Source organism: Myxococcus sp. AS-1-15 (assembly GCF_020037055.1).
Lineage (GTDB): Bacteria > Myxococcota > Myxococcia > Myxococcales > Myxococcaceae > Myxococcus > Myxococcus fulvus.
Genome location: NZ_JAIQDF010000011.1, coordinates 93,052 through 119,297, shown reverse-complemented (window position 1 = coordinate 119,297; position 26,246 = coordinate 93,052). Strand labels below are relative to the sequence as shown.

22 protein-coding genes and 1 pseudogene are annotated in these 26,246 nt (G+C 68.3%); 11 read left to right on the top strand and 12 right to left on the bottom strand.

The window, feature by feature from the left end:
• The first annotated feature begins 9 nt into the window (after positions 1 to 9).
• On the top strand, positions 10 to 771 hold the full coding sequence (locus K8625_RS27340; RefSeq protein ID WP_223751102.1) for a murein L,D-transpeptidase family protein: 762 nt from the start codon (positions 10 to 12) through the stop codon (positions 769 to 771).
• A 3-nt stretch (positions 772 to 774) separates the two neighbouring features.
• On the opposite strand, the gene K8625_RS27335 is transcribed toward K8625_RS27340, so the two are convergent.
• Both K8625_RS27335 and K8625_RS27330 read right to left on the bottom strand, forming a co-directional pair.
• Positions 775 to 1,542, bottom strand: a complete 768-nt coding sequence (locus K8625_RS27335) for a hypothetical protein (RefSeq protein ID WP_223784357.1) — start codon at positions 1,540 to 1,542, stop codon at positions 775 to 777.
• Positions 1,543 to 1,599: 57 nt separating this feature from the next.
• Positions 1,600 to 2,955 carry an OmpA family protein gene (locus tag K8625_RS27330; RefSeq protein WP_223784356.1) on the bottom strand — a complete coding sequence of 452 codons (1,356 nt, stop codon included), beginning with the start codon at positions 2,953 to 2,955 and terminating at the stop codon, positions 1,600 to 1,602.
• A gap of 98 nt (positions 2,956 to 3,053) precedes the next feature.
• Between K8625_RS27330 and rd the strand changes: the two genes are divergently transcribed.
• Both rd and K8625_RS27320 read left to right on the top strand, forming a co-directional pair.
• Positions 3,054 to 3,227, top strand: coding sequence for a rubredoxin (gene rd, locus K8625_RS27325; protein ID WP_063789776.1), 174 nt, complete (start codon positions 3,054 to 3,056; stop codon positions 3,225 to 3,227).
• Positions 3,228 to 3,278: 51 nt separating this feature from the next.
• A complete protein-coding gene (locus K8625_RS27320) occupies positions 3,279 to 4,913 on the top strand; it encodes a fumarate hydratase (protein ID WP_141331257.1) in 1,635 nt (544 codons plus the stop codon).
• A 43-nt stretch (positions 4,914 to 4,956) separates the two neighbouring features.
• On the opposite strand, the gene K8625_RS27315 is transcribed toward K8625_RS27320, so the two are convergent.
• From K8625_RS27315 to K8625_RS27295, 5 genes are all read right to left on the bottom strand, one after another.
• On the bottom strand, positions 4,957 to 5,346 hold the full coding sequence (locus K8625_RS27315; RefSeq protein ID WP_223784355.1) for a hypothetical protein: 390 nt from the start codon (positions 5,344 to 5,346) through the stop codon (positions 4,957 to 4,959).
• 66 nt (positions 5,347 to 5,412) lie between these two features.
• Positions 5,413 to 5,625, bottom strand: a complete 213-nt coding sequence (locus tag K8625_RS27310) for a hypothetical protein (protein ID WP_074956834.1) — start codon at positions 5,623 to 5,625, stop codon at positions 5,413 to 5,415.
• 148 nt (positions 5,626 to 5,773) lie between these two features.
• Positions 5,774 to 7,978, bottom strand: coding sequence for a M13 family metallopeptidase (locus K8625_RS27305; protein WP_223751097.1), 2,205 nt, complete (start codon positions 7,976 to 7,978; stop codon positions 5,774 to 5,776).
• A gap of 535 nt (positions 7,979 to 8,513) precedes the next feature.
• Complete coding sequence (locus tag K8625_RS27300) at positions 8,514 to 11,831, bottom strand: C45 family autoproteolytic acyltransferase/hydolase (RefSeq protein ID WP_223784354.1); 3,318 nt, start codon at positions 11,829 to 11,831, stop codon at positions 8,514 to 8,516.
• A gap of 154 nt (positions 11,832 to 11,985) precedes the next feature.
• The gene (locus tag K8625_RS27295) at positions 11,986 to 12,936 is read right to left on the bottom strand and encodes a hypothetical protein (RefSeq protein WP_141330775.1); all 951 of its coding nucleotides are present in this window, start codon (positions 12,934 to 12,936) and stop codon (positions 11,986 to 11,988) included.
• A 64-nt stretch (positions 12,937 to 13,000) separates the two neighbouring features.
• On the opposite strand from K8625_RS27295, the gene K8625_RS27290 reads away from it, so the two are divergent.
• Positions 13,001 to 13,411 (top strand): VOC family protein, encoded by a 411-nt coding sequence (locus tag K8625_RS27290; protein ID WP_223784353.1) that lies wholly within the window; start codon positions 13,001 to 13,003, stop codon positions 13,409 to 13,411.
• 58 nt (positions 13,412 to 13,469) lie between these two features.
• Here K8625_RS27290 and K8625_RS27285 read toward each other — a convergent pair whose 3' ends face one another.
• The gene (locus tag K8625_RS27285; RefSeq protein ID WP_046713424.1) at positions 13,470 to 14,363 is read right to left on the bottom strand and encodes a 1,4-dihydroxy-2-naphthoyl-CoA synthase; all 894 of its coding nucleotides are present in this window, start codon (positions 14,361 to 14,363) and stop codon (positions 13,470 to 13,472) included.
• Between the two features lie 200 nt (positions 14,364 to 14,563).
• Between K8625_RS27285 and K8625_RS27280 the strand changes: the two genes are divergently transcribed.
• The 5 genes and pseudogenes from K8625_RS27280 to K8625_RS27260 form a co-directional block, all read left to right on the top strand.
• Positions 14,564 to 14,791, top strand: coding sequence for a hypothetical protein (locus tag K8625_RS27280; RefSeq protein ID WP_223784352.1), 228 nt, complete (start codon positions 14,564 to 14,566; stop codon positions 14,789 to 14,791).
• A gap of 108 nt (positions 14,792 to 14,899) precedes the next feature.
• Positions 14,900 to 16,483 carry a DUF1570 domain-containing protein gene (locus K8625_RS27275; protein ID WP_223784351.1) on the top strand — a complete coding sequence of 528 codons (1,584 nt, stop codon included), beginning with the start codon at positions 14,900 to 14,902 and terminating at the stop codon, positions 16,481 to 16,483.
• 338 nt (positions 16,484 to 16,821) lie between these two features.
• Positions 16,822 to 17,217: a hypothetical protein gene (locus tag K8625_RS27270; protein ID WP_223784350.1), complete on the top strand. Its 396-nt coding sequence runs from the start codon at positions 16,822 to 16,824 to the stop codon at positions 17,215 to 17,217.
• Between the two features lie 101 nt (positions 17,218 to 17,318).
• Positions 17,319 to 17,951 carry a hypothetical protein gene (locus K8625_RS27265; RefSeq protein WP_223784349.1) on the top strand — a complete coding sequence of 211 codons (633 nt, stop codon included), beginning with the start codon at positions 17,319 to 17,321 and terminating at the stop codon, positions 17,949 to 17,951.
• 282 nt (positions 17,952 to 18,233) lie between these two features.
• Positions 18,234 to 18,626: pseudogene (locus K8625_RS27260) on the top strand (lectin ESA-2); the annotation flags it as partial.
• Between the two features lie 16 nt (positions 18,627 to 18,642).
• Here K8625_RS27260 and K8625_RS27255 read toward each other — a convergent pair.
• Together K8625_RS27255 and K8625_RS27250 are read right to left on the bottom strand one after the other, a co-directional pair.
• Positions 18,643 to 19,524, bottom strand: coding sequence for a helix-turn-helix transcriptional regulator (locus K8625_RS27255; RefSeq protein ID WP_223751092.1), 882 nt, complete (start codon positions 19,522 to 19,524; stop codon positions 18,643 to 18,645).
• 34 nt (positions 19,525 to 19,558) lie between these two features.
• Entirely contained in the window at positions 19,559 to 20,464 is a 906-nt protein-coding gene (locus K8625_RS27250) for a type 1 glutamine amidotransferase domain-containing protein (RefSeq protein ID WP_223784348.1), read from the bottom strand.
• 352 nt (positions 20,465 to 20,816) lie between these two features.
• On the opposite strand from K8625_RS27250, the gene K8625_RS27245 reads away from it, so the two are divergent.
• Entirely contained in the window at positions 20,817 to 22,871 is a 2,055-nt protein-coding gene (locus tag K8625_RS27245; protein ID WP_223784347.1) for a LamG domain-containing protein, read from the top strand.
• Positions 22,872 to 23,049: 178 nt separating this feature from the next.
• Here K8625_RS27245 and K8625_RS27240 read toward each other — a convergent pair whose 3' ends face one another.
• On the bottom strand, positions 23,050 to 24,342 hold the full coding sequence (locus K8625_RS27240) for a serpin family protein (RefSeq protein WP_223784346.1): 1,293 nt from the start codon (positions 24,340 to 24,342) through the stop codon (positions 23,050 to 23,052).
• Positions 24,343 to 24,589: 247 nt separating this feature from the next.
• Here K8625_RS27240 and K8625_RS27235 point away from each other — a divergent pair, with 247 nt between their 5' ends.
• Positions 24,590 to 25,465, top strand: a complete 876-nt coding sequence (locus K8625_RS27235; protein ID WP_223784345.1) for a DUF1003 domain-containing protein — start codon at positions 24,590 to 24,592, stop codon at positions 25,463 to 25,465.
• Positions 25,466 to 25,493: 28 nt separating this feature from the next.
• On the opposite strand, the gene K8625_RS27230 is transcribed toward K8625_RS27235, so the two are convergent.
• Positions 25,494 to 26,246, bottom strand: coding sequence for a double-CXXCG motif protein (locus tag K8625_RS27230; RefSeq protein ID WP_223784344.1), 753 nt, complete (start codon positions 26,244 to 26,246; stop codon positions 25,494 to 25,496).

Below are 26,246 nucleotides of genomic sequence, written 5' to 3'. Positions count from 1 at the left end.
CAAGCCGCGATGAGCCCTTCCCTCTTCCGAATCGTCAGCCTCCTGGGCGTCCTCGTCGCGCTGGGCGCGCAGGCCAAGGACCGCGTCGCCACGGCGCGCCAGGGCCGCATGAAGGACGTCACCGCCCTCTTCGCCGCGGCGAAGACCCCGTGGCCCACCGAGCAGCTCTACGTGCGGGCCTTCAAGCACGAGCGCGAGCTGGAGGTCTGGGCGGGTCCGAAGGACGGGCCCCTGGTGAAGGTGCGGACCTATCCCTTCTGCGCCGCGTCCGGCGAGCTCGGCCCCAAGCGGAGGCAGGGAGACCTGCAGGTCCCCGAGGGCTTCTACACCATCGACCTCTTCAACCCGGTGAGCAGCTACCACCTGTCCATGCGGGTCAGCTATCCGAACGCGGCGGACAAGCACCACAAGACGCCCGGTGTCTCGCTCGGCGGCGACATCTACGTGCACGGGGACTGCGTGAGCATCGGGTGCATCGCCATCGAGGACGGCCCCATCGAGGAGCTGTACCTGATGGCCCTCGACACGCGCGCGCACACGAAGCGGGACCCGATCATCCACATCTTCCCGCGCAGGCTCGACGCGGCGGGGATGACGGCGCTGGAGGCCCAGGCGGGGACGGACGCGAAGCTCCTCGCCCTCTGGCGGAGCCTCGCGCCCGCGTATACCGGGTTCGAGGAGAGCCGGCGGGTGCCGCGCACGAGCATCGACACGAAGACGGGCGAGTACCGCGTGGCGCCCGCCCCGAAGCCGCGCGCCGCGGGCCGCTGACGCCTACGGGTACAAGAAGCCCGCGGCCTGGGCATCCAAGCGGCTCAGCACCAGATCGCCCGCGATGCGTCCGCACCCGGGATAGTGCATCACCGAGGCCGGGTCAGGGTCCGTCAGCGGGCATGTGTTGGCCTGCCCCGGACACGTGGCGCTCGACTCGTGCAGGAAGGCCAGCACGTGTCCCAACTCGTGCCGCAGCAGGCCCGCCAGCGTGTACGGCGCGATGGAGCCGAAGGCCGTGGTGTCGATGAGGACGTTGCGCGCCGAGCGAGCCGCGTTCGGGAAGAACGCCCGCGCGTAGTAGGCCGCGCCGTTGACGGGACGGACATCGAAGATGACCCCTGCCTGCGAGGCCGTGCACGCGCCGTCGAAGCTGGACGCGTGGAGAAAGTCCACGTTGGCCGCCGCCTCCCACGCGGCCGCCGCCTGGTTCAACGCGTTCACCACCACCGCGTGCCTCGCACCGAACGCCGTGCTGACGCAGTAGCGCAGGTCGCGCGCCTCGGAGGGCGTCCACTTGACGATGACACCCTCGGGACAGCCCACCACGAGGCCCGGCCCCTCCGAAGGCTCCAGGTACGCCCGGAGCGCCGACGCGCCATCGAAGGCCAGGTCACCCTCGACGACGTACACCTCCGAGTCGGGCTCCCGGTACGCCTCGAGCCGCTGACTGGAGACCGTCGCTGTCTCCTCCGGCTCGGCTCCGGCGCACGACGTGACGAGGACCGCACCGCCTAGCAGCAGCACTCCCGTGAAGCAGATGGCACGCATGGACTCCCCCCTTCGAGGGAGACACTAGCCCATCCGGGGACGCGGGCGCGGCCCGCGCTACTTGCCGCGCACCAGCACGATGTCCACGCGGCGGTTCAGCTCACGGCCGCGAGGAATCAGGTTGGGCGCCTTGGGACGGGTGTCCCCCAGGCCCGCGGTCTCGATGCGCGTGGGATTCAGCCCCTCGCGCACCAGCGCGTCCGCCAGGGCCTTCGCACGCGCCTCGGAGAGCGCCTGCCGGGCCGTCGCGGGCGCCTCGCGGTTGTCCGTGTGCCCCTCCAGCCGCAGCTTCAGCGACTCGTCCCGCACCAGCATGTCCACCAGCAGCGCGATGTCACCCGTGGACCCCTTGCGCGGCGCGGCCTGCTTCTCCGCGAAGCGCGGCGGCTTGGGCAGCTCCACCCGCTCGTTCTTCACGCTGGCCTGCGCCGTCTTCTTCGCCGGCGCCTTCGTCAGCGTGAAGGACACCGTGGCCTCGCGCTCGCGGGTCACCTTCACCTGACGCGTCTGGGCCAGGAAGCCCTTGGAGAGCACGTCCACGGTGTACTCGCCCGGAGGCAGCATCACCGGCACGGGCTTCTTCGCGCTCTTCTCGAGGATGACCTGCTGCGGCGCGCCCTTGCCCCGGACATACGCCGTGGCCTCCACCGGCTTCTTGCCCGACAGCACCTTCAACAGCAGCTTGCCCGGCGCCACGGGCCCCAGCTCCGGCGTCGCCACGGGGGGCGGCGCCATCGCCAGCGGCTGGGTCGTGGGCGGCGGCGTCACCGGCGGAGGCGGCAGGGGCAGCGTCACCGGCGCCCGGGCCACCACGGCGGGCGTGCCCGCGTCCTCGACCAGCGAGGCGTCCGCGAGCTGCGCGGTCATCTCCGCCGACACGTCATGGTTGAGCTTCAGCTTGAGGCGGGGGTCCGGCGCGGTGGGGTTGATGCCGGGGAGCACCCGCACCTTCATGCGCAGCCCCTTCTGCGCCTGGAACGTGACGGACGCCGTCATCTTCCAGAGGAAGCCGCTCTCCTCGCTGAAGAGGTTCCACGTGTCGTTGTTGGTGTAGGTGACGCGCGACACCAGCGTGTACGAGCCCTCGTCCACCTTGAGCGCCGCGAGCCGGTGGACACCGGGGCCGCTGAGGACGTCCAGCCCGGGGACCGCCAGCGGCTGGCCATTGAGGATGAAGTCCACCTCGAGGAGCTTGTAGGCCCGCGCGCCGCCGGCGCCGGGCAGGCCCTCGTAGGTGATGACGATTTCGGGCGGAGGCGTCTTGACCAGCGCCTGGAGCTGACGGTCCAGGTCTTCGCGGGCGCGCTGCTCGACGGAGGAGGGCTCGGCCGCGCGCGCCGTGGCGCTCGCGAGAGCCAGGATGCCGAGCCACAGTGCTTGGACGGAAGAGGAAGCCACGGGGGTCCACAGCATCGCACAACCTGGGCCCTCCGCGAGTTGTCAGCCGGGCAAGCTGACCACCAGACGACCGTCAGGCCCCCTCCCCTCCCAGACCGCGCTATCCTCACTCCATGTCCAAGGCCAGGCGCTACCGCTGCACCGCGTGCGAGCACATCTATGACCCCGCTCTGGGCGACCCCGACACCGGCATCCCCCCGGGGACGGCCTTCGAAGACCTCCCGGACGACTGGATGTGCCCGGATTGCATGTCTCCGAAGTCCTCCTTCGAACCCCTGGACGACTGAGCCACGGGGGGCTACTCCTCGGCGCCGGAGACTCCTCGAAAAGGCCGTGAGATGACCGACTTTCAGTTCCAGGAAATGCTTCCGCTGGGCAAGGACGAGACGCCCTACCGCCTGCTCACGAAGGACTACGTCACGCCCATCGAGGCCGCCGGGCGTTCCTTCATCCAGGTGGCGCCGGAGGCCATCTCCCTGTTGACGCGCGAGGCGATGCGCGACATCGCCCACCTGCTGCGTCCCGGGCACCTGGGCCAGCTCTCGAACATCCTGAAGGACCCCGAGGCGTCCTCGAATGATCGCTTCGTGGCGCTGGAGCTCCTGAAGAACGCGAACATCGCCGCTGGTGGCGTGCTGCCGTCCTGCCAGGACACGGGCACCGCCATCGTCATGGGCAAGAAGGGCCAGCACGTCCTCACGGACGGGCGCGACGAGGAGGCCATCTCCCGGGGCGTGTTCGACACGTACCGCACGTCCAACCTGCGCTACTCGCAGATGGCGCCGCTGGACATGTACAAGGAGGTCAACACCGGCAACAACCTGCCCGCGCAGATCGAGCTCTACGCGACGGCGGGTGACGCCTACAAGTTCCTGTTCATGGCCAAGGGTGGCGGCTCGGCGAACAAGAGCTACCTGTACCAGGAGACCAAGGCGGTCCTGAACCCGCAGAGCCTGCTGGCGTTCCTGGACGCGAAGATCCGCTCGCTGGGCACGGCGGCGTGTCCGCCGTACCACCTGGCCATCGTGGTGGGCGGCACGTCCGCGGAGTTCGCGCTGAAGACGGCGAAGTACGCCTCCGCGCGGTACCTGGACACGCTGCCCACGGAGGGCAACGCGCTGGGCCGGGGCTTCCGCGACGTGGAGCTGGAGCAGAAGGTGCTGGAGCTGACGCAGCGCATGGGCATCGGCGCGCAGTTCGGCGGCAAGTACTTCTGCCACGACGTGCGGGTCATCCGTCTGCCACGTCACGGGGCGTCGTGCCCGGTGGCCATCGCGGTGTCGTGCTCGGCAGACCGGCAGATCCTCGGGAAGATCACCCGGGACGGCGTCTACCTGGAGCAGCTGGAGGCGGACCCGGCGAAGTACCTGCCGGAGACGACGGAGTCGGACCTGGGCGGCGAGGTGGTGAAGCTGGACCTGAACCGGCCGATGAGCGAGCTGCGCGCGGAGCTGTCGCGCTACCCCATCAAGACGCGCCTGTCGTTGTCGGGGCCGATGGTGGTGGCGCGCGACATCGCGCACGCGAAGCTCAAGGAGCGGTTGGACCGGGGCGAGGGCATGCCGCAGTACCTGAAGGACCGCATGGTGTACTACGCGGGTCCGGCGAAGACGCCGGAGGGCTACGCGTCCGGTTCGTTCGGTCCGACGACGGCGGGTCGCATGGACGCGTACGTGGACCAGTTCCAGGCGGAGGGTGGCAGCTTCGTGATGCTGGCGAAGGGCAACCGCTCGCAGGCCGTGACGGACGCGTGCAAGAAGCACGGCGGCTTCTACCTGGGCTCCATCGGTGGTCCCGCGGCGCGACTGGCCAAGGACTGCATCACGAAGGTGGAGGTCCTCGAGTACGAGGAGCTGGGCATGGAGGCCGTGTGGAAGATCGAGGTCGTCGACTTCCCGGCGTTCATCGTGGTGGATGACAAGGGCAACGACTTCTTCGCCAACATCAACAAGCCCACGGCGAAGAAGGGCTGACGGACGCGATGTACCGACGGAGGGCTCGCGCCGCGAGCCTCCGTCACCGCTCGACGACGCCCACGGCCGCCATGGCCTGGAGGACACGCGCGATGTCCTCCGCCCGCCCTGCCCAGCGATACTCCTCCAGCAGGGCGCTGTAGACGGCATGGGCCTCTTGCGTCGAGCCGCCCTGCGCACACGCCTCCGCGAGCAGCTCCCGAGATGAGGCGGCCCTCGGCTCCAGCGTCAGCACCTGCTTCAGCAGCGCCACGGCCTTGAGATGGAAGCCGTCGCGCAGGTACTCCCGCGCGATTCGGGAGAACATCTCCGCGGCCTCCCGCGCATCTCCCGCCCGCTGAAGCAATTCAGCGGCACGCTGGAGTCGGACGATGTTGCGCGGCTCTTCCTCCACGAGCGCCAACTGCTGCTCAATCGCATCGCGAAGCCCCATGTCGTGCCTCCGCTGAGTCCTTCCGGGACGATCCTAGCGGATGAAGCCGTCGGGGAGAGGCGAACCTCAGACGTCCGGCAGCGAGGGCGACACCGGCGCGGCCTTCTTCTTGGGGATGAGGTTGCGCCGGGGGCCCTTGAGGGCCACGCCCAGCAGCATGCTGGCGGGCAGCAACATGCCCAGCCCTTGCGTGAGGTTCTCCGGGGGGCGCACCACGGCGCCCAACACCAGCGCGGAGAACAACAGACCACAGACGAGCCGAAGCAGGATGGGGCTCACGGAGCGAGACCTCGGGGACAGGAGTCCCCCAGCCTAAACATCCGCGAGCCCCTGTCCACCCGGCCCCCATGGCCCTCCGGGGAGGGGCCAGGGAAGCCAGACGTCCACGCCCCACCGTCCAGGTCGGACCGTGGGGCATGGGAGCGCACTACCAGATCTTCACGCGCTTCTCGGGAGCGAGGTACGCGGCGTCGCCTTCCTTCACGCCGAACGCCTCGTAGAACTCCGTCATGTTCCGCAGCACGCCGTTGACGCGGTACTGCGGCGGCGAGTGCGGATCCGTCAACAGCATCTGGCGCATCGCATCGTCGCGGTACAGCCCGCGCCAGATCTGCCCCCAGCCGAGGAAGAAGCGCTGCGGCCCCGTGAAGCCGGCGATGGAGGGCGCCTCCTTGCCCTGCAGCGACAGCGTGTAGGCCTTGTACGCCACCGCCAGGCCGCTCAGGTCGCCGATGTTCTCGCCCAGCGTCAGCTCGCCGTTGACCTTCATGGCCTCCAGCGGGCTGAAGCCCGAGTACTGCTCCACCAGCACCGCCGTGCGCTGCTTGAAGCCCGCCTGGTCCTGCTCCGTCCACCAGTTGCGCAGGTTGCCGTCACCATCCGAGCGGCTGCCCTGGTCGTCGAAGCCGTGGCTGAACTCGTGGCCGATGACCGCGCCGATGGCGCCGTAGTTCGTCGCGTCGTCCGCATCCGGGTTGAAGAACGGCGGCTGGAGGATGGCGGCCGGGAAGACGATCTCGTTCATCGTGGAGCTGTAGTAGGCATTCACCGTCTGCGGCGTCATGCCCCACTCCTGACGGTCGATGGGCTTGCCCAGCTTGCTCACCATGTACGCGTGGTCGAACACCTCGCTGCGGCGCACGTTGGCCACCAGCTCCCCGGGGACGATCTTCAGGCGCGAGTAGTCACGCCACTTGTCCGGGTAGCCGATCTTCACGTTGAACTTGGACAGCTTCGCCTGGGCCTGCGCCTTCGTCTCGGCGCTCATCCAGTCCAGCCCGTCGATGCCCTGACGGAACGCCTCGCGCAGGTTCGCCACCAGCTCCTGCATCCGCTGCTTGGAGGCCGGCGAGAAGTGCCGCTCCACGTAGAGCTGGCCCACGGCCTCGCCCAGCGAGCCCTCCACCGCCGTCACCGCGCGCTTCCAACGCGGACGGTTCTCCTGCAGGCCCTGCAGCGTCTTGCCGTAGAACTCGAAGGACGCCTGCTCGAAGGCCGACGACAGCATCGGCGCGCGGCCGGACAGCACCTTGTACGTCAGGTACTGCTTGAGCACGGGCAGCGGCGTGGCCTCCACCGTCTGCGACAGCGCCTGGAGGAAGTCGGGCTGACGGACGATGACGCCGGGCGTCTTCTGCGCGCCGGTGGCCTTCAGGAAGCGCGCCCACGAGAAGCCGGGCGTCAGCGCGTCCAGCTCCTGGACCGTCTTCAGGTTGTAGGTGGCCTCGCGGTCCCGGTTCTTCACCCGGTCCCAGCTCTTCTCGGCCAGCTTCGCCTCGAGCGCGAAGATGTCCTCGGCCGCCTTCTTCGCGTCCTTCTCACCCGCCAGCGTGAGCAGCTTCTCGATGTACGTCAGGTACGCGGCGCGGATGTCGACGAAGCGCTGCTCCGTCTTCGTGTAGTAGTCGCGGTCCGGCAGCCCCAGGCCGCTCTGGCTGACCTGAGCGATGTAGCGCGTGGCCTGCTTCTGGTCCTGGCCCACGTACATGACGAACGGCGTCTGCAGGCCGTTGCGCTGCATCTCCGCGAACAGCTCCGGCAGGCCCGCCTTGCTCTTGAGCGCCTTGACGCGCGAGAGCTCCGAGGCGATGGGCTTGAGGCCCAGCTTCTCGATGCGCTCGGTGTCCATGAAGCTGTTGTAGAGGTCGCCCACCTTCTGCGGCGTGGAGCCCGCGGGGCGCTTCTTCGCGGCGGCGGCCTCCTCGATGATGGCGCGCATCGCCAGCTCGGACTTGTCCGCCAGCTCGATGAACGTGCCGTAGCGAGCGCGGTCCGCGGGGATGGGCGTGGTCTTCAGCCAGGTGCCGTTGACGAACTGGTAGAAGTCGTCCTGCGGCCGGACGGCGCGATCCAGGTTCTTCAGCTCCACGCCCAGCCGGCGCACGGCCTCCTCGGAGACCTCCTCGACGACGGGCGCCGCGGCGGGAGCCTCGGCCACGGCGGCGGGTGCCGCGGGAGCGGCGGCGGGGGCCTCGGCCACGGGAGGCGCTTCGGCGGCGGGCGCGGCCTCGACGGCCGGAGGCGTCTCGGCGGTGGGCGCGGGCTGGGGCGCGCTGGCGCAGCCAGTCAGAAGGAGGGTGCCGAGGGCGCTGCTGGCCCAGGCTCGGTGGGCAATGAACTTCTTGGGGCTCATGAGGCTCCGAGAGAATTGGGGGACGCCGGAATCTGCCGGACCCGAAGGGCCGGCGTCCATCCAGGCAGGCGGGAAAAACACACGGGCGGCCACCCTATTCCTCGGGTCGTGCCATCCGGGCCATTCCCCTCTTTCCTGGCTCTCCCGCAGGTCTCCGTGAGAGCAGACCAGCGAGCCCCTCGCGGGTCGCTCCGAGCGTGAGAGCCCGCGCGCGGACAGTGCTCCCGTGAGGCGACGCGTCGGGACGCGCCGACCTGAGCCCGTCGACGCATCCACGGCGTCCAGAGCGCCCCTCCACGACGGCGCCTGCCCCCGTGGCGGTCCGCCTCGAGGACAAGCACCAGGCACCGACGGCCCCGGACCCTAACCCGTCAGGAGGGTTCGCCGCCTTGTCCGCCACGGCGCACCTGGTCTCGACGCCCTCCGAGCCTTTCCGGTGAGCTCGCCCCTCGGTCCACCACGGCGACCAGGGTTCGCTGCCCACCGCCCCCATGACGACGAGCCCTCCACCAGGGCTCGCCTCGGGGTCGATGCGTCAGCGCTGCCCCATCACCGGAGCCGGCACGGGCGCGGGAGTCGCGGGCGCCGGCGTCGCGGGCGCGGCAGGAGCCGGCGTCACCGCGACGTCCTGGGACAGGGCATCCAGGTCGTGGAAGCCCTTCGAGGCCACGTCCCCACCGCGGAACACGGCCCAGCCCTGCAGGTTGCGCTGATAGGTCCGCGTCATCTGCCACAGCTGGAGGCCGCTGTTGGCGACGTAGAGGTACAGTGCGCGCTTCGGGTTCCACGGGTTGGGCAGCGCCATCGCGATGCCGTCATCCGGGCGGCCATAGGTCTTCCCCTGCCATCGGAAGAAGCGCCGCCCCAGTTCCACCGGGAGCTTCTTCTCCGAGGCCAGCCGGGCGAGCAGCGCGTTGTCCTCCGCTCCACCGAAGAGGACCAGGTCCCGGTCCGCGAGCTGCGCGTCCGTCACCTCGGCGTCCGGAGCGATGGGGACCAGCCGCTCGGTGAACACATCCGCGAGCACCTCGCGGTAGCCCAGCGCCAGCGTGCGCATGGACTCCGTCTGCCGCGCGGTGCCGTGCACCAGCAGCAGCCGCTCCCACGCGTCCGTCTGGTTGCCCAGCACCTGGAAGCGCTCACGCACCACGGGCACGTCGTTGCCCGCGTTGAACACCACGCGCACCGGCGCCTCCGCCGTCTTCAGGACGAAGGTCTCGTTCGCGGCGGCCTTCACCTCGATGCGCTCCAGCGTGGAGCCCTTCGCGGTGCGCACCTCCACCAGCGTGACGAAGTGCCAGGGCTTGGGGCCCGGCTGCTCCACCTTCAGCGTCACCTCGTAGCCGTCCTTCACCTGCGCCGCGCTCGCCTTGAAGCGAGGCTGCGGCAGGCCCGTGCGCTCCAGCCACTGACCGACGAAGGCGCTCACGTCCTTGCCCGATGCCTCCTGCGCCAGACGCTTGAAGTCCGCGGTGGTGATGTCCTTGTTCGCGTACTTCGCGTGCACGGCGTTCATCACCTTGCTGAAGCCCTCGTTGCCCACGAGCAGGCGGAGCTGGTGCAGCGCGAAGGTGCCCTTGACCCGAGGCACCAGGTACGTGCCGTAGCGCCCGTACTCCGTCTTCGCGGTGGCCGGCGCGACATCCGCCTCGCGCGAGGTGGTGAAGAGGAAGCGGTCATTGAGGTCCGCGAGCACGTCCCGCTGCGCCTCGAACGCCTTGTCCTGCTTGCCTTCCTGCCCGGAGACGTCCTTGAGCAGCTTCCAGTACGCGGCGGTGCCGCTGACCAGCCAGTTCTCGCCATCCGTCGCGGGGAAGAGCGTGTTGGACCACAGGAGCTTTTCGTCGAAGCCGACGGCGTCCTTCACGCGGGAGAAGTCACGCTTGAGGGCCTGCGGCTCCTCGGGCGCCTTCCACGTCTTCTGCGCCTGCTTGAGCTTGGCGGAGACGTAGAGCGGGCTGAACGTCGTGTAGCCCAGGGACAGGTGCGGCGTGGCGCCGGGCAGGTCCGGCATGAAGCGGCTGCCGATCATCTTCTCGCGCAGCGTCGTCTTCCCGTAGTGGGCCAGGAACATCATCTTCTCGGCCATCTCGGACGTGGTGATCTTCCCATCGCACGCGTGGGGCCGGTTGATGGGGCTGGAGGCCAGCATGCGGATGGCCGAGTCCAGGTCGAAGCCCTTCTTGCCATGCTGCTGGTAGTACTCCCAGAAGGCGATGTCGCGGTTCCACGTGTTGAAGGCCAGGTCCGCGGGGGCGTTGTCCGGGTTGGAGACGGACTCCTTGCGGACCTCCAGGTCACGGTTGTTGTTGTTCGCCCAGATGAAGTCCTTGAGGTTGCCCGGCGTGTCGGCGGCGTTGCCCTTGCTGCCGGTGCGCCACAGACGCGTCTTCTTCGTGCCGAGCAACAGGCACGCGCCCTCGTCCGTCTTCGTGTCCGCGAGCGTCCAGTCGTTGGTGTACAGGCCGTTGTTCTGGTCCTTCATGATGCGCGCGACGTCGTCGATGGAGGACGCGTACTGCGCGGCCTTGCGGATGCGGTTGCTCTGCGGCGTGCCGTTCGGGTCGAACGGCGTCTGGCCCACCGTCGTCTCGCCGATGACGATGCCGGCTGCGTTGATGAACCAGTCCGCGCCGCTGTGGATGCCGCCGGGGAAGGTCTGCATCACGAAGCGGTGGCCACGCGTGGGCTGCACGTCCAGCACCACGTCCCAGTGGACGCCGGTGTAGCCGTTCCACATGAAGATCTGCCCCATGATGGCGCGGCCATCCTTGGTGGCGGACTTCGTGGCGACGAAGGACGAGCAGTGGTCACCCTTCCCTCCGCGCTCGGCCTCGTCCTCGGCCTTGAGGAAGGTGCGGCCGGACAGCGAGGTGGAGGTGGCGCGGTTGGCCTCCTCGAGCTGGCCCGCGTCCACGGCGGTGTTGAGCGTGACGATGTCGGTGAGGTCCAGCGGGCGGTCCTTGAACTTCGCCCCGGCCTTGTTCGCGCCGTCGGCGATGCCCTTCATCTCCTCCAGGTACTCGGGGTCGAACTTGCGCAGGAAGAGCGAGTCCGCGAGCAGCCGCTGGTGGCTCCAGCCCTTCGCCGGGTCGGCCTTGTCCTTCTGGACGCCGAGCTTCTCCATGTAGCGGACGATCTCCTGCGGCACGAGCTCACCGAACTGGTGGCCGCGCTCGTACGGGTCGCCCTCGATGTGGACGTAGATCCACCCGCCGTCGTCGTAGCGGAAGCCCTTGCCCGCCCATCTCACGGACTCCAGCGGCACGTACGCGTTGATGTCCTCCACGGGCTCGACGCGCACGTCGTCGTACCAGACGGAGCCGGTGGCCTTGCCGTTGCGGCCCAGGTGGAGCTGCACGCGGTCCGTGGCCTGGGTGGCGAAGAAGACGACGGAGGCGCGGCCCCCCGCGTCCGCGCTGGTGGCGGGCGTGCAGTTGGTGAAGGGGAAGCTCTTCATCGAGACGCACGCGCCGTGGGGCGTGGGATAACGCGCGAGCGGGTCCGCCTGGACGCCCTGGGTGCGAACCCACGCGCTCAGCCGGTAGAGCTGGCCGACCTGGAGCTTCAGCTCGCCGGACTCGACGGTGGTCTCTCCGCCGCCCTGCGGGCTCTCGATGAGCAGGCCGCGCGAGCCCTCCGCCTTGCTCGCGCCGCTCGAGGACACCTTGCCCGAGCCCCGGGCCGTCCAGAACGCGGGCACGGACGAGGCGCCGCCCGCGGTCTCGAAGCCTCCGTTGGGGACGGTCGTGGAGTTGACGGGCGCGGCGGCCACGGCGGGGGCGGCCGTGAGCAGGCTCGTGGAGAGCACGAGCGCGCCGAGGAGCTTCGTCGTCGGACAGGAGTCGGTCATGGCGTTCCCATCCCGAGCCTGCGGGGGCTTGAAGCTCGGGGAGTCGGGGCGCATGACACTGCCGTGCGCCCCGAGCGTCAACCCTTCCCGTCCGCCGCCTCACATTGACGCGAGGCGCCTTCCCGCCCGCCGGATGTGCGCTGCCCTGCTCGCTTCAGCGCAGCAGGCGGCCCGACACGCCGAGCACGCTGCGCGCGGCCCGGCGCACGGCGTCCACGCGCCGGGAGTCCACCCAGGGCGGCTCCACGGGCGCGTCCCAGTTGAAGTCGCGCAGCCGGGGCAGGAAGCCCTGCTTCACGCAGCCCTCCAGGCTGAACACGTGCAGGTCGTGCGTCCACCGCACCGCCAGTCGCAGGTCTCTCGACAGCTCGGTCCAATCCAGCGGAGCTGACGCGAGCAGCCCCGGCAGCTCCACGCCGCCGCCCGTGCTGCCCACGGCGATGGAGGTGGAGCCGGGCGCGTAGCTCCACAGCAGCGCGGGGCCCTGGGGGCGCACGAAGCTGGTGTAGAGCATCAGCACCTCGCGGTCCGTGGGCACGTCGAGCATGCCCGCCACGCGGCGCAGGACGGAGGAGCGCGCCTGGCGCTCGTCGACGATGAAGGGGAACTGGTACGTGTCCACCTTGTGGCCATCCGCGCGGATGCGCTCGACGAGCGCGCGGTAGCCGGCCTTGGCGTCGCGCGAGCGGCCTCCGCGCAGGATGAGGCGCGACAGCATTCCCGGGAGGCTTCTCAGGGGCGCGCGGGCCCAGCGGCGCAGCTCCTCGATGTCGGGCTCGATGTCCAGGCCCACGCTCGCCCACTTGAGGTCGTGCTGGGCGGACCAGGTGCGGAAGGCCTCGTAGCGCGCGCGGGCCTGCACGATGTTGCCGGCGTGGAACCAGTAGCCCTGCTCGGGAGGGAGCAGGAGCCACGCGGTGACGGGGATGCCCTCGCGGTTGAGGCGGCGGACCACCTGGGCGCGCTCGCCGGTCAGGTCCACGAGCCCCAGGCTCACGCCCGCGCGCATCTCGCGCAGGTCCTCGAGGACGCCTTCAGTGTCGAACAGTTCGCCGAGCGGGCCCGGTGCCAGCTCACAGAAGAACGTCAGGAAGTGGGGTTTCATGGCAGCCTCGCGCCTCCTCACACGCGTACCCCATTAGGGGTGCACAAATCGGCGGAGAGCAACCATGGAATTCCATCGCGGCCGGATGTTCGACCACGTGCACCTGCGCACCCGTGACCTGGAGGCAAGTCGGCGGTTCTATCAGGCCATCCTGGGAGTGCTGGGCATCCCCATCGGCGCGCACGGGCCGGGGCACTTCTTCGCGGACGAGCTGTTCGTGTCGCCGGTGGACCCGGGCGCGACGAAGACCTCCAGCGTGCACCTGGCCTTCCAAGCGAAGGACCGCGAGACGGTGCACCGCATCTACGAAGCGGCGCTGGCGGCGGGCGGGAAGGACAACGGCGCGCCGGGTGAGCGGCCGTACCACCCGGGGTACTACGCGGCGTTCATGCTGGACCCGGATGGGAACAACATCGAGGCCGTGTTCCACGGTCCCTCGAAGCGCTCGGCCGATTCGGTGGTCGTCACGGCGTAGGCAGGGAACGCGCGCGACCCGCTCCGGGAGACACCGAAGCGGGTCGAGGCGCGAGGAGTCAGTAGGACCAGGGGAAGCGCTTGAAGTCGCGCTTGCGCTTCTGGACGAAGGCGTCGCGGCCTTCCTGGGCTTCGTCGGTGCCGTAGGCCAGGCGGGTGGCCTCGCCGGCGAAGAGCTGCTGGCCGACCATTCCGTCATCGGGCAGGTTGAAGGCGTACTTGAGCATCTTGATGGCGGTGGGGCTCTTGGTGTTGATCTCCGCGGCCCACTCGAGGGCGAAGTCCTCGAGCTTCTCGTGGGGGACCACGGCGTTGACCATGCCCATCTGGAAGGCCTCCTGGGCGGAGTAGTTGGCGCCGACGAAGAAGATCTCCCGGGCGCGCTTCTGGCCGATCTGTCGGGCGAGCAGCGCGGAGCCGTAGCCGCCGTCGAAGCTGGCGACGTCCGCGTCGGTCTGCTTGAAGACGGCGTGTTCCTGGCTGGCGATGGTCATGTCGCAGACGACATGGAGGCTGTGCCCGCCGCCGACGGCCCAGCCGGGGACGACGGCGATGACGGCCTTGGGGAGGAAGCGGATCTGCCGCTGGACCTCGAGGATGTGGAGGCGGCCGAGGCGGGCGGGGTCGGACTCGCCCTCTTCGCCTTCGTACTTGTAGCCGTCCTTGCCGCGGATGCGCTGGTCACCGCCGGAGCAGAAGGCCCAGCCGCCGTCCTTGGGGGACGGGCCGTTGCCGGTGATGAGGACGCAGCCGACGTCGGTCATGAAGCGGGTGGCCTCGAGGGCGCGGGACAGCTCGTCGACGGTGCGGGGGCGGAAGGCGTTGCGCACCTCGGGGCGGTTGAACGCGATGCGGACGGTGCCCTGGTCCACCGCGCGGTGGAAGGTGATGTCCTTGAACTTGGGGCCCTCGACGGGCTTCCAGCGGGCCGGATTGAAGATGGCCGAGACCATGGGTGCTCACTCGGGAGAAAGGGTGGAACCGGCGCGGACCCTACGCCGGCCCGCCGGGAGCGTCCATCGTGGAGCACACCGTCGCCCCAGCCACTCCGTGGATTCAACGTCCGGACGAGCAATGCTCCGTGAGGCCCGGCTCAGAGCAGACAGGTCCATGACCGACGTATGACTGCAACCAACTGCACTGCGTGCGGGCCATGGTGGTGCACCTGGAGGGCTTCCCGCGAGAGCGGGCCGAGGCCGCGTGCCGCCGGGCGCTGCACTTTGGCAACCTGCGCTACCAGGGCCTCAAGGACATCCTGCGCCGCGGCCTGGACTCGCAGCCGTTGCCCCAGGACGGGCACCTGGCCATCGCCATACCCGCTGCCACGGCCACGCCGCCGGCGCCCCGCTCCGCGCGCGACGTGCGCACGCTGCTGCGTTAGCGCCCCCTCTGCCTGTCCCCGCCGTCCCACCCGCTCAAGGAGTATCCCCCTGCTATAGTCCGGAAGTCATTGTTGCCTGGAATCAGGCTGGCTTTGGCGGGGGGCGTCATGAATCGACGTTTTTTGGCTCTAGTCGTGCTTGCAGTGCACGCCGTGTCCACGGTTGCCTGTACGGCGGGTCTTCGATTCGCCCAGTGTCCGGACAAAGGTGGTCCGGCCTGGGGAGAGCTGGAGAGTGACAACTTCATTCTGCAGACAGACTTGCCGCCAGAGCAGTCACGCAAGGCCATGGAGTATCTGGAGCGTACGCGCGCCGCCATCCTTACCGCGGCCTGGCCCACTGCGGTGCGCCGGGAGATGCCGAAGCTCTCGGTTGTTGTGCTCGCGGATGATTCCACTTTCGAGAAGCTCTTTCCGCGTCGTGTCGATGCCTTCTTCCTCCTCCAGGAGGATGAGGCACTCGTCGTCCTGCATGGTCCCCCGGATTCGTGGGAACGTCGCTTCAACGGACGCTCGGACATCACGTCGTCCACGCTGAAGCATGAGTTGACGCACCACCTGAGCACGTACTTCCTTGTTCGACAGCCGCGCTGGCTGGCGGAGGGGCTGGCCGAGTTCCTGGAAACACTGAAGGTGTCCGCGGACGGAACGCAGGCGGTGCTGGGGGCCCCGAACCTGACAGCTCTCTCAGGGATGAAGACGCTTCTGGAGAGAGTGCACCGAGGCGAGCTGGAGGACTGGTCTACGCGGGACGTCATCGCATGGACCAAGGCGGGTGAGGATTTCGCGGACTGGGAAGCCGCCAGCATGTACTGGGGAAGCTGGCTCGTCGTGCACTGGCTCTACAACACCCGCCCTCGTGAGTTCGTGGACTTCCAGACCCTACTGGCCCAGGGGACAGACCCCGACGAGGCTGTGCGCAGTGTTTTTCCGGAGCTGCTCTCCTCTCACGCGGATACGATGCTGTTCGAGTATGCCCGGCGTGGGACGTACCATGAACTCACCGTGCAACTGCCACGAATGGCCACTGCCTTTACCGAGCGTCAGTTGGACGATGCCGAGGTGCACGCTGCTCGGGCACGTCTGGCGCTGATCGCCGCGGGCATGTCCACGCCGGAGCAACAGCAGCGGCGACTCGAGCTTTCCAGGAGCGAACTGGAGGAGGCGCTCCGGCTGGATCCAAAGAGTCTCCTGGCGCTCACCGCGAAGATCCAGGAGGTGCCGGAGGCAGAGCGTACGGCGCTTGCCGATACGCTGGTCCAATACCATCCAGAGGCGCCTGAAGCGTGGCTGCTACTCGCATCGGTACTGCGTCGTGATGACACCCAGATGAAGCGGCGGGAAGAGGCGTACAAAAGAGCCCTTGAGTTGGCCCCGCGGAGCCCGAGGGCGGCCAATGGACTGGCGTGGCTCTATGTCACGCAGAGCCGATTCTCAGAGGCCCTGCCGCTCGCCCAACGCGCCGTCATGTTGGCTCCATGGAATCCGGCCATCCTGGATACGTATGCCGTGGCTTCAGCAGGCACGGGAGCTTGTGCCCAGGCCATTCAAGCCGAGCAACGAGCCATCGACCTCATGCAGGAGCACAAGAATCCCAAGCTTGAAGAGGAACTGCGGCGGCGGCTTGCGGGATTCGGCCGGGATTCGTGTCCGGTGTCCCTGCAGCCAGTCATTGCAACCCCGACTCCGTGACCAGTCGCCCCGGGGTGGATCGTTCAGGTCGCTCACGCGTCCATCTCCAAGGTCAGGTCCAGGTCCGCCAGCAAGGAGAACCCCGACCTCAGCGCGGAGGCAGCCCCCCGATGGTGGAGGACCCACTGAAACCGGGACGCCGGGTGAGGGCCCCGCCGGCCCCATGTTCCAGGTTTCACCCATGTCCATTGGAGTTGCGCGGGTCGCCCGGGTTTTCGGGATTGAATCCGTGTGCTCGAACGCGGGCGAGGAACCTATTAGGGTGCGCCGCCATGCGCTGCGACCACTGCTCCCGGTCCGAGACGACGGTCTTTGTTGAGCTGCACCACAACGTAGGCATGTTGTTCGCGCGGCGCTCCCATACGACGGCCGCCGACCTGTGCCGGGCATGCCTGGGCAGGGCGTTCTGGCACCACACGCTGCGCAACGTCACCCTGGGCTGGTGGGGCACGATTTCCTTCTTCATGACCTGGTACTACCTGCTGTCCAACATCGTCACCTACGTGCAGGCCCGCGCGGAGATGGGCCGCTCGCGGCGGCGCGCGGCGCCCGTCGTCAAGGAAGCGCGAGGCGCGGACGCGCTGCGAATCCTCCAGCCCTTCGAGCACAACATCCGCATGCATCTGCGCATGGGAGATGACCCCTCCGCCATCGCGCGCGACATGGCGCGACTGCATGGCGTGGAGGCCTCCGCCGCCCAGGCCTACGTGGAGCAGCTCCGCGGCTCCGCTTGAGACACACAGCCGCCAAGGGCGACTCCGCACGCTCTTGAATCAAGCCCCTGTTGGCACAATCACTGTCTCGGAAGGGCTCGGCCGTCGAGCTTCAGACATCGATGAGCGACAATCCGGTCTCGGACCGATATCATGCTTGCATCGCGCCCCTCGCGGCCTCCTCGGTGGCGAAAGCGGGTCGGTGCGTGCTGTCGTATGGCCACAATGGCGCCGATCTCGCCCGCGTACGGCAGACCCTGACACTGCCCGCTGCACTCGAGCGCTTCTACGAGCAGGCGGATTCCATGCAGATCCGATGGCGCCTGCAACAAGGCGCCGCAATCGCGTACCTCGACCGCGAGCTCGACATCGTTGGGGGAGAGGCGAACGTGCTCCCTGTTTCCACATGCGTCGACGGCATCGACGGCCGACGTGGAGCGGAACTCCTCGACCCGTACGGCTCCTTTCCGGAGGCGCGTGAGTTGCTCGACCGCCTCGCGCCCTTCGATTACTGCGAGTGCGAGTTCGCGGTCTGCCTCGAAATGGAATCGGGCCGGGTCCTCGACCGGCTGCATTTCGTGCCGCTCGACGGAGTCGGAGAGATCCGGCCGCTGCCCGTGGGCGTCGAGGACTATTTGCAGCGCGGCTTTGCCATGCATTTCATCCACCACTGGGTCGAGGCAGCGTTCTTCGACAGTCCTGACTGGACGGCGTTCTCGAAGCACTATCTCGCGCAGGTCTTCGGTTCGGAGTAGGAGACACGCCAGCTGACACGGCGGCTTGTCCCTTCTTGGGAAGGTACTCGGGCTTCCAAGGCTTGTGCCGCGTTCCACTCAGAGACCCGGGACTGGAGGGCTAGTCCCAATCGCAGACCCAGTGCTCAGCGCTCCACACTCAGCGATTTCCACATCGCCTTCGAATTCGGTCTGTTTATCCTCCGCGCACCCCAGAGACGACTCCAGGCGCCTTCCACCCGGATTGACGTTGGACAAAGCCTGTCTTTGGGCCCTCAACCCACAAACACAGGAGTGCCAGGTATGTCTTCATACAAGGTGCAGAACCAATGGGGCGGCTCGTCGGCTCCTTGGAATCCGGGTGGCACGTGGACGATTGGTGGTCGGGAGAAGCAGAACGTCGTCGCCATGAAGGTCTCCTCCAGTGATGGAGGAAAGACGCTGACGGGCTCCATGACCTACAGCGGAGAGGGCCCCATCGGCTTCCGCGCCACCCTCACCAGTCCGAACAACTACGCCGTCGAGAACCAGTGGGGCGGGCCGACCGCCCCGTGGAATCCAGGCGGCACCTTCGTCCTCGGCTCGCGCCAGGGGCAGAACGTCATCAACCTGGACCTGACCTCGCCCAACGGCGGCCAATCCCTCACGGGGACCATGACCTACAACGGCGAAGGGCCCATCGGCTTCCGCGGCGACCAGGGCTGACCGCCAGCTATCGCAGGAGCCCTCGCAGCGCGGATGGCGGGACCTCGTTGAACTTGCGGAACGTCCGCGAGAAATGGGCCTGGTCGGCGAAGCCCGTGCAGAACGCCACATCCGTCAAGGTGAGCTCCGGCTCACCGAGCAGCGCATGCGCGGCCTCGACCCGCGTGCGCTGCAGGGTGGCGGAGAACGTCGTCCCCTCCTCCTGCAGGGCTCGCTGAAGTCCTCGGCGGGAGAGGATGAGTCGCTGCGCGCACTCCTCCAAGGTCCATGGATGCAGCAGGTCCACGCTCATCAGCTTCTGGAGCCGGTCCCGGACCGACCGCGACTCCTCGCCTGGAGCTGGACTCTCGCGAACAGGAACGTCCCGCGGTGACTTCCAGGCGAAGGTCGCCACATCGGTCTTCGCCGGTAGCACCTTGGGGCCCCGCCCTCCATGGATGACGACGGAGCGTCCTTCCGTCGACGCGAGCGACACGGTGAGCCCCGTGAAGCCCGCGGACTCCAAGACGGCGATCAGCACGCCCCAGATGAACAGGTCATTGACCGCGCGAATCCTGCCCCCATCAATGGCCACGTGCTGGAGGGTCATCCGCGTGAGGCTCACGTCGCGCTCGACGAACCGGGTGCGGTGACGCGAGTGCAGGAACCGCTCGAGCGTCTGCCACCGCTCCATGGTGTGCCAGGGAGTCGCCCCGGCCCCGAGCGCACGCAGGACCGGATGTGCGGACAGGGTCCGAAGCGTGAGTCCCAGTTCCAGCACCGGGCGCCAGCCATGCGCGTCCAGGACGGCCTGGAGGATGGCGACCTTGTCGCGCCCACCGGTGGCGATCTCCGGGTAGGAACGGGCCACCGTGGCCTCGAGCACCCGGCGCAAGGCCGGGCTCGTCATGACGCCTTGGTCCTCCATGGTCCGCGAGCCCTCGTCAGCGGGTGGCCTTCTCCGTCCCGCCGGATTCTTGCGCACAACGGCCCCCGTTGCGCCAATCACCGAGCGCCGCCAGGAAGCTCGCATTGAAGTCCGCCCCGGAGAACGGGTTCTGGCTCGTCACCAGGTTGCAATCGCGCACGGCCCGCGAGCGGCCGGGGAAAGCCGTCTCATGGAGGTAGCCCGCGTCATCGAGCTGGTCGCCAATGCCACGAACCTCCGCGCGCGCCCCCATGACGAAGGTCTCGATGTACCACTCCTCGAATCCCGACACCGAGGTGACGCGTCGCCCCGCGAAGGGGCTCGCATCCGGAGGCAGTCGCGAGAGCAGCGCCGGGGCGTGGCAGACGAGTCCCACGGGCCGACCCGAGGCGCCGAAGTCGATCAACAGCCCGTGCAGCTCCGCATCGTGGAGCAGGTCCACCATGACGCCCTGCCCTCCTGGCACGAGGAGCGCCTGGAATTCCTTCGCACGGCCCCGGACGTCGGAGAGGGAGACCGGCGCCTCCAGCCGAGTCACCATCGCCTTGGCCGCCTCGAGCGCCTCGGGGTGCTCCTTCCAGTACTTCGGATCCATCCCCTCCGGGTCGAACGAAGGAACACGGCCACCGGGAGTCGCGAGCACGACCTGATATCCCGCGTCGACGAGCACCTTGTAGGGTTCGTAGAACTCGTTCAGGAAGACGCCCGTCTGACGAACACTCCCATCCGCGAGCTTCTGCTCGGAGGCCGCCGAGAGGACCATGAGCACGGCGCCCGGAGCACGGACCTCCGCCGGAGCAAGGGGCTCCGAGGGAAAGACCACGGCCCGGGTCGGAGATGAAGCACAACCCCAGCAACCCACCAGACTCGTCAGCGCGACGAGCACGAGCCGCCCCGCGCGAGACAAACGAAACACATCCATGCAAGCCCTCCTGGTGACAGCGTCATCACCAGGATAGGGAGGCCAGGTCACCCGGGCTTGAACGAACGCGCCAATCAGCTGTGAGCTCCATCCGGCGGGGACTTTGCCTCGGAAGAGGTGATCTATTGGTCACGGGAGCAAGTTTCGAGGAGGTCTGACGCGCCTCCAGCGGCAGACGAGCCCGGTGGGTCTCGAATACCTCTCGCCCTCGTGCGCGAATGCGGCCCGGCGAGACGCAACTGCGTTGCGACCGGACGCGCCAGGTCGGCTCACCCGCCCCCGAACCAGGACCTCACCGGGCGAGCTCCTCGATGGGCCGAGCTGGCGCACCCATTGCTATGCGCTCCGCGCCATGAGACCCACCTACCAGTACGGCGCCGCGGACGTCCACTTCGGACAGAGCATCCAACTCGGAACGTCGAGCCCCATCGACCTGAGCGGGAGCAGTTCCTACTCCATCGGCTTCTGGTTGAACCCCCGAGCGCCCGCTTATGACGGGGTGTTGCTGCGGTCCGGCACCTCCTATTCCATCGGACTGCATGGGCTGCTCCCCACCCTGCAGCTCCCTGGGATGAACACGCCACAGTGCGCGGAGATCGAACTGCTGCCAGGCCAATGGCAGTACCTCCTGCTGGTCTTCGAGTCGCAGGGAACCACCCAGGGCAGCTACACCTTGTGGGCGAATGGCACGCCGGTCATCGAGGGCTTCATCTCCGGCCCCACCACGACCAACGCCCCGTTCAGCCTGGGGAGCACGGTGGACGCGCAGTTCATCAACGTCGCGTTCTGGTCCACGGCGCTGCCCGAGGGCGAGCGCCTCCCCACGTGGGACATCCCCTCGCCGAGCACCCACCTCGCCGCGTGTTACAGCTTCGTCGACGGCTCGAGCAACGACGTCTCCGGCAATCATCACAACGCGGCCACCTTCCAGGGCGGCGCCCAGGTGTTGATGGTCGCCCCGGCGCTGCGACTGATCAACACGGGTGTCCAGCCCTCGCCCCGCGACGCGCTCACGGTGGCGGCGGACGGAGCCCCCTTCAGCGTGCAGGGCTGGTTCAACCTCGACGCGCCCTCCGACTTCCAGGAGTCGTCCCGAACCCTGTTCTCATGCAGGGACCGGGACAGCGGCTACGGCTGCTCCCTGGGCGTGCAGTGGAATGGTGGAGGCTTCAACCTCGAGTTCAAGCTGGATACGGCGGGAGGCTCCAGCGGCTGGGGGAACAGCATCCATTTGCCCCCGGGCACCTGGCATCACCTGGCGGCCACGTACAGCAACTCCACGGTCCTCATCTACCTCGACGGCTCGCATGACCTGACCATCCCGTGCACCCTGCCGGTGTTGGCGAACCCGGTGTGGCTGTTCGGCGCGACGTACAGCCCGGACACCGCCGGGTCCACCCTCAGCGACCTCCAGGGATACCTCCAGGCGGCCGCGCTCTGGTCCCGCGCCATCTCCGCCAACGAGGTCCAGCAGTACATGTCGCAATCGCCCGCGGACGCGGAGGGCTGCGTCGCGTACTACGCCTGGAGCAGCATCATGCTCACCAACCAGGTGACAGGGAATCCGCCGGTGCTCCTCAACACGGCCTTCCCCGCCACGGTGAGCACCCCTCCGTCGGAGTCCACGCCTCCTCCCGGGACCACCTCGACCCAGCTGGCGGTGGAGCCTTCGTCCGCGCGGCTCGAACCCGCTGTGCGCTGGTCCCGCGACGAGGTGCCCTACCCCGCGAACAGCCCGCTCTCGCCCGACCAGATCCAAGCCATCATCGCCGCCTACGAGCCGGTGCTCGCCTCGGTTCCCGGGGCGCTGAAGGATCGCCTGCGCTCGCTGTTCCGGAACAATCTCTATCTTGGACTGTCGAAGGGCAACGGCCCCGGAGGCATGCCGGTGGGCGCCATCGCCGGCAAGGTGGAGGGCGCCGCGTATGTCTTCTACCACCACACCGCCAAGGGCCCCGTCGAGTGCGGACGGATGGAATTGGCCGTCGACACGGAGTGCATCGGCTGGGTCGTCTCCGTCGCCGCGACGTCCCTCTGCCTGTTCCTGACCGTCGTGGGCCTGGGCTTCTCCGCGAGCCGAGCCGTCTCCTCCTTGAGCAAGGTCGTCGGCGAGAGCACGCCCCTGCTCAAGGCCATCGGCGAGGCGGCCAAGGGCGCGACCAGTGGCAGCACCGTCATCAAGGTCATCAAGGCACTCTACGTCGCAGGGACACTCGGCAAGGTTTTGGGTGACATGCTGATGGGGAACTGGGTCTCCATCGCCCTCAACTGCGCGTCGCTCATCCTCATGGTCGTGGGCCTCTTCACGTCCGGGGGCGCCTACCTGGCCGTCGTGCTGGCACAACTGCTCATCAACATCGCCGTCCTCATCGCCGTCATCGCGCGGAAGCCAAGCAACTGCTGCTGACCTTGCACCTTGCATCCCGAGAAGATTCGGGGCAGGGATTGGCACACATGAGCGCTTCTGACGTGTCTGGCGGCGGGCGTTCACGCTCATCCATTCACGCCCCGATACGGGCTCCGGAGCTTCATCCCGGAGCCCGTCATGTGTCATCGGATGGGTCGAACCGGTGCGCCTCGTCGCCTCAGGGGCTCACGACCCGACCCAGGAAGAGCACGCTCCTCGTCGCCACCTCCTCGATGACGAACACGAACGGGCGGTCCACGTGGACTTCAGGAGGAAGCGACACGGGCCCGATCTCGACGGCGGTCGCGGCGGCGGCCTCGGTGCCCGCCTCGTCCACGGCGACGAAGGCCTGATGTTGCGCGCCACTGAGCAGCAGTCGCTCCTCACCCGTGATGCCAGACAGGTCCGCGCGCTCGGAGAAGGCATCCTCCATTCCCAGGGAGCGCAGCGCATCCACCAGGGCGGCCGACTGCCTCACCTCGAAGCGAGGAAAGCGCAGCAGCATGTGCCGCTCGCTCAGGTTCGCTCGCACGGTGTCCAGGAACGCGGCGGACAGGCGCTGCTCCACCTCCTGGAAGCGACCCGCGTCGGGGACGATGACGAGCATGCGAAACGCGCGGCCCACATAGGGAAGCGCGATGGCGTCATAGCCCTCTCCACGCGCGAAGGGGAACGACCACGAGGTGTGCATCATCGGGACCTGCGTCGTGCCACCCGTCAGGCCATGGAAGGTCTTCGGGCTCGTAGCCTGGGCAGGGAACGGCGTACGCCAGGCCCCTTTGAAATGGAGGGCATTGGCCAGGACCAGTCGCGTGTCGGCGCGCACCTCTCCCTGGGGAATCAGGTCCTGGATGCGGTCAGCCGTCACGCCGGAGACCCAGTCGTTGATGGCGCGGCGTACGCCGTCCGGGTCCGCGGCGAAGTCCACCGTGCGCAAGCCCGCGCCGTGGTGCTCGGCGAGCACGTCGAGGTAGGCGGGCTCGAAGCGATAGCCCTGCTGTCCCCAGAGGGCATTCACCGCGCGGAACGTCGGCGCCGGCCCCTTGTCGCCATGCGCCTGCCCCACCTGCTCCTGGAGCGCCAGGTCCAGCCGATTGAGCGCCGGGTGCAGCTGCTCCGCGGGCAGCGTGAAGCCCAGCGTCCGAGCCATCTGCGCCTGGGTTTCGCCGCGTGCTCCGGCGTACACCAGGCTGAAGGCCCGTGTGATGCTGAGGGGAGACACGGCGGCGTTCTCTCCAGGCTCGGCGAGCCGACGGTAGAGCGCCACGCCGAAGTCGGTGTTGCCGGCGACCAGCGCCGCGAAGTCCGCGTCGGAGACGGAGGGAGACCTCACCCGCTCCTTCTCCGAGGCGACGAGCGCCCCCGGTGGAGGCGGCTCCCGCTCGGCCGGGGCTTGCTCGTCGGAATGGCAGCCCGCCAGTCCCCACACCACCGCGAACATGCACGCTTTCAGCGACGTCGATGAAGCCATGAGCCAGACCTTTCGGGAGAAAGAAGGTCCGCCTCCGAAAGCAAGCGCCATGCACAAGTCACGGGCCTGGAACTTCAGATGTTTGGCCTTGTCCCCTTCCTGCCTTCCCTCGGATTTCCGAGGACCCGCCCCACCTTTTCACCTCCGGCGGCCCGGCTCGACGCCCCCGTGACACGGGGGCGCTGGGCGGCGGGCCCGGAAGGTGCCAGCGTACGGGGCGCATCCCTTCCGCGAGGACCTCCGCGTCATGCCCGCCGACGTCGCCCTGCTCAAGGAAGTCCCCCTCTTCGCCGCCCTCGACGACGAGGAGCGCGAGCTGCTCGCCGCCCAGCTCGAAGAGGTCCGCCTCTCCGCCGGAGAGAAGGTCTTCTCCCGCGGAGACCCCGGCGGCGCCATCTACATCGTCAGCGCCGGCGAGGTGCAGATATCGGTCGAGGACACCACCGGCCAGGTCATCGTCTTCGAGACCGCCCGCCGCGGTGACTTCTTCGGCGAGCTGTCCCTGCTCGACGGAGACCCGCGCAGCGCCGACGCCCGCGCCATCCAGGACACCCACGCCCTCAAGGTCGACCGCGCTGACCTCCAACTGCTCTTCCAACGCCACCCCTCCAGCGCCATGGACGTCCTCACCGCCATCGGCCGGCGCCTGCGAGAGGCGGACAAGATGCTCCACAGCCGCCCCACCCTCAGCCCCAACGAGACCGTGGAAGAGCGGCTCACCACCATCCAGCGGCTCGCGGATGGCCTCTCCGCATTCAGCGGCACCTTCACCTTCATGCTCCTGCACGCCGCCTGGTTCGCGGTGTGGATCTCCATCAACCTGGACTTCATCCCCGGCTTCCACGCCTTCGACCCGTTCCCCTTCGGCCTGCTCACCATGGTGGTCAGCCTGGAGGCCATCTTCCTGTCCTGCTTCGTCCTCATCAGCCAGAGCCGCCAGGCCGCCAAGGACCGCATCCGCTCGGACGTCGAGTACGAGGCCAACATCCGCGCAGGCCTGGAAGTGACGCACCTACACACCAAGCTGGACCACCTGTACGCGCAGACCATGGCCCGCCTGGACGCCGTGGAGCGCGGGCGCTCCACCCCAGCCCCCATCCCCCCGCGCTCCTTCAACGGCTGAGGCGGCTCGGAGAAGGCCAGACTGAAGCTCAAGTCGAGACGACGCCAGCCCCTGCTGGCCTGCCCACCACCACTTCCGCCACTCGGATGCCTGTGTCACCCAGGCCGCGAAGCACTTCGACGAAGCGCTCGCTCGCGAGAGTCACGGCGGGGTTCCAGCGAAACCGGAAGACATCCGCTACCGGCATCGAATCGGCATCGAGCCATTCCTCATCAATCGATGGGGCCGACCGTGGCTGGGTACCACACACCGGGCACGACTCGCCCATCGGCAGCGGACGACACTCGGGGACGTAGTCGCCGCCCACCTGAAGCTCGAACTCGAGCAGCGGCGGCACGTCGCGAGGAGTCTTCGTCGCCGTCGGCACGGGCTTGATGCCGCGTAGGTTCGCCGAGAGGAGCCGCTCCACGCCAGTGGGTTGGGCGTACAGATTCCACGGAGCATCCATCGACAGGGGCGCCGGACGGCCGCGGACTCGCCCCTCCAACGGCCCCATTCCCATCCCGGGGCGTACGACAGCGCCGGGTGGGAGGAGCGGCAGGACTCGGTCCCTCAGCGGCGCATACTCTTCCCAAGGCACGAACCGGGCCTTTCGGTACGCCCTCTCCTCGGGAAGTCCGGACAAATCGACGCTCGGGTAGTTGAGCGCGATGGTCATCGGCCCGGCGTGGCACCGGGGACACTCCGTTCCGGGAAGCCCCCAACGACGCTTCGCGTCCAGCGACCATCGCCACTGGGTGGCCGCCGCATCATCGATAGGGTCGAGTCGGAAGAAGCGCAT

Bases quoted from the DNA above. Each gene is read 5' to 3' on its own strand.
- K8625_RS27250 (WP_223784348.1), bottom strand. From the start codon at position 20,464: ATGGATGTGTTTCGTTTGTCTCGCGCGGGGCGGCTCGTGCTCGTCGCG.
- K8625_RS27255 (WP_223751092.1), bottom strand. From the start codon at position 19,524: ATGACGAGCCCGGCCTTGCGCCGGGTGCTCGAGGCCACGGTGGCCCGT.
- K8625_RS27270 (WP_223784350.1), top strand. From the start codon at position 16,822: ATGTTGTTCGCGCGGCGCTCCCATACGACGGCCGCCGACCTGTGCCGG.
- K8625_RS27240 (WP_223784346.1), bottom strand. From the start codon at position 24,342: ATGGCTTCATCGACGTCGCTGAAAGCGTGCATGTTCGCGGTGGTGTGG.
- K8625_RS27245 (WP_223784347.1), top strand. From the start codon at position 20,817: ATGAGACCCACCTACCAGTACGGCGCCGCGGACGTCCACTTCGGACAG.
- K8625_RS27265 (WP_223784349.1), top strand. From the start codon at position 17,319: ATGAGCGACAATCCGGTCTCGGACCGATATCATGCTTGCATCGCGCCC.
- K8625_RS27290 (WP_223784353.1), top strand. From the start codon at position 13,001: ATGGAATTCCATCGCGGCCGGATGTTCGACCACGTGCACCTGCGCACC.
- K8625_RS27315 (WP_223784355.1), bottom strand. From the start codon at position 5,346: ATGGGGCTTCGCGATGCGATTGAGCAGCAGTTGGCGCTCGTGGAGGAA.
- rd (WP_063789776.1), top strand. From the start codon at position 3,054: ATGTCCAAGGCCAGGCGCTACCGCTGCACCGCGTGCGAGCACATCTAT.
- K8625_RS27275 (WP_223784351.1), top strand. From the start codon at position 14,900: ATGAATCGACGTTTTTTGGCTCTAGTCGTGCTTGCAGTGCACGCCGTG.
- K8625_RS27320 (WP_141331257.1), top strand. From the start codon at position 3,279: ATGACCGACTTTCAGTTCCAGGAAATGCTTCCGCTGGGCAAGGACGAG.
- K8625_RS27330 (WP_223784356.1), bottom strand. From the start codon at position 2,955: ATGCTGTGGACCCCCGTGGCTTCCTCTTCCGTCCAAGCACTGTGGCTC.
- K8625_RS27280 (WP_223784352.1), top strand. From the start codon at position 14,564: ATGGTGGTGCACCTGGAGGGCTTCCCGCGAGAGCGGGCCGAGGCCGCG.
- K8625_RS27295 (WP_141330775.1), bottom strand. From the start codon at position 12,936: ATGAAACCCCACTTCCTGACGTTCTTCTGTGAGCTGGCACCGGGCCCG.
- K8625_RS27235 (WP_223784345.1), top strand. From the start codon at position 24,590: ATGCCCGCCGACGTCGCCCTGCTCAAGGAAGTCCCCCTCTTCGCCGCC.
- K8625_RS27230 (WP_223784344.1), bottom strand. From the start codon at position 26,246: ATGCGCTTCTTCCGACTCGACCCTATCGATGATGCGGCGGCCACCCAG.
- K8625_RS27285 (WP_046713424.1), bottom strand. From the start codon at position 14,363: ATGGTCTCGGCCATCTTCAATCCGGCCCGCTGGAAGCCCGTCGAGGGC.
- K8625_RS27335 (WP_223784357.1), bottom strand. From the start codon at position 1,542: ATGCGTGCCATCTGCTTCACGGGAGTGCTGCTGCTAGGCGGTGCGGTC.
- K8625_RS27340 (WP_223751102.1), top strand. From the start codon at position 10: ATGAGCCCTTCCCTCTTCCGAATCGTCAGCCTCCTGGGCGTCCTCGTC.
- K8625_RS27300 (WP_223784354.1), bottom strand. From the start codon at position 11,831: ATGACCGACTCCTGTCCGACGACGAAGCTCCTCGGCGCGCTCGTGCTC.
- K8625_RS27305 (WP_223751097.1), bottom strand. From the start codon at position 7,978: ATGAGCCCCAAGAAGTTCATTGCCCACCGAGCCTGGGCCAGCAGCGCC.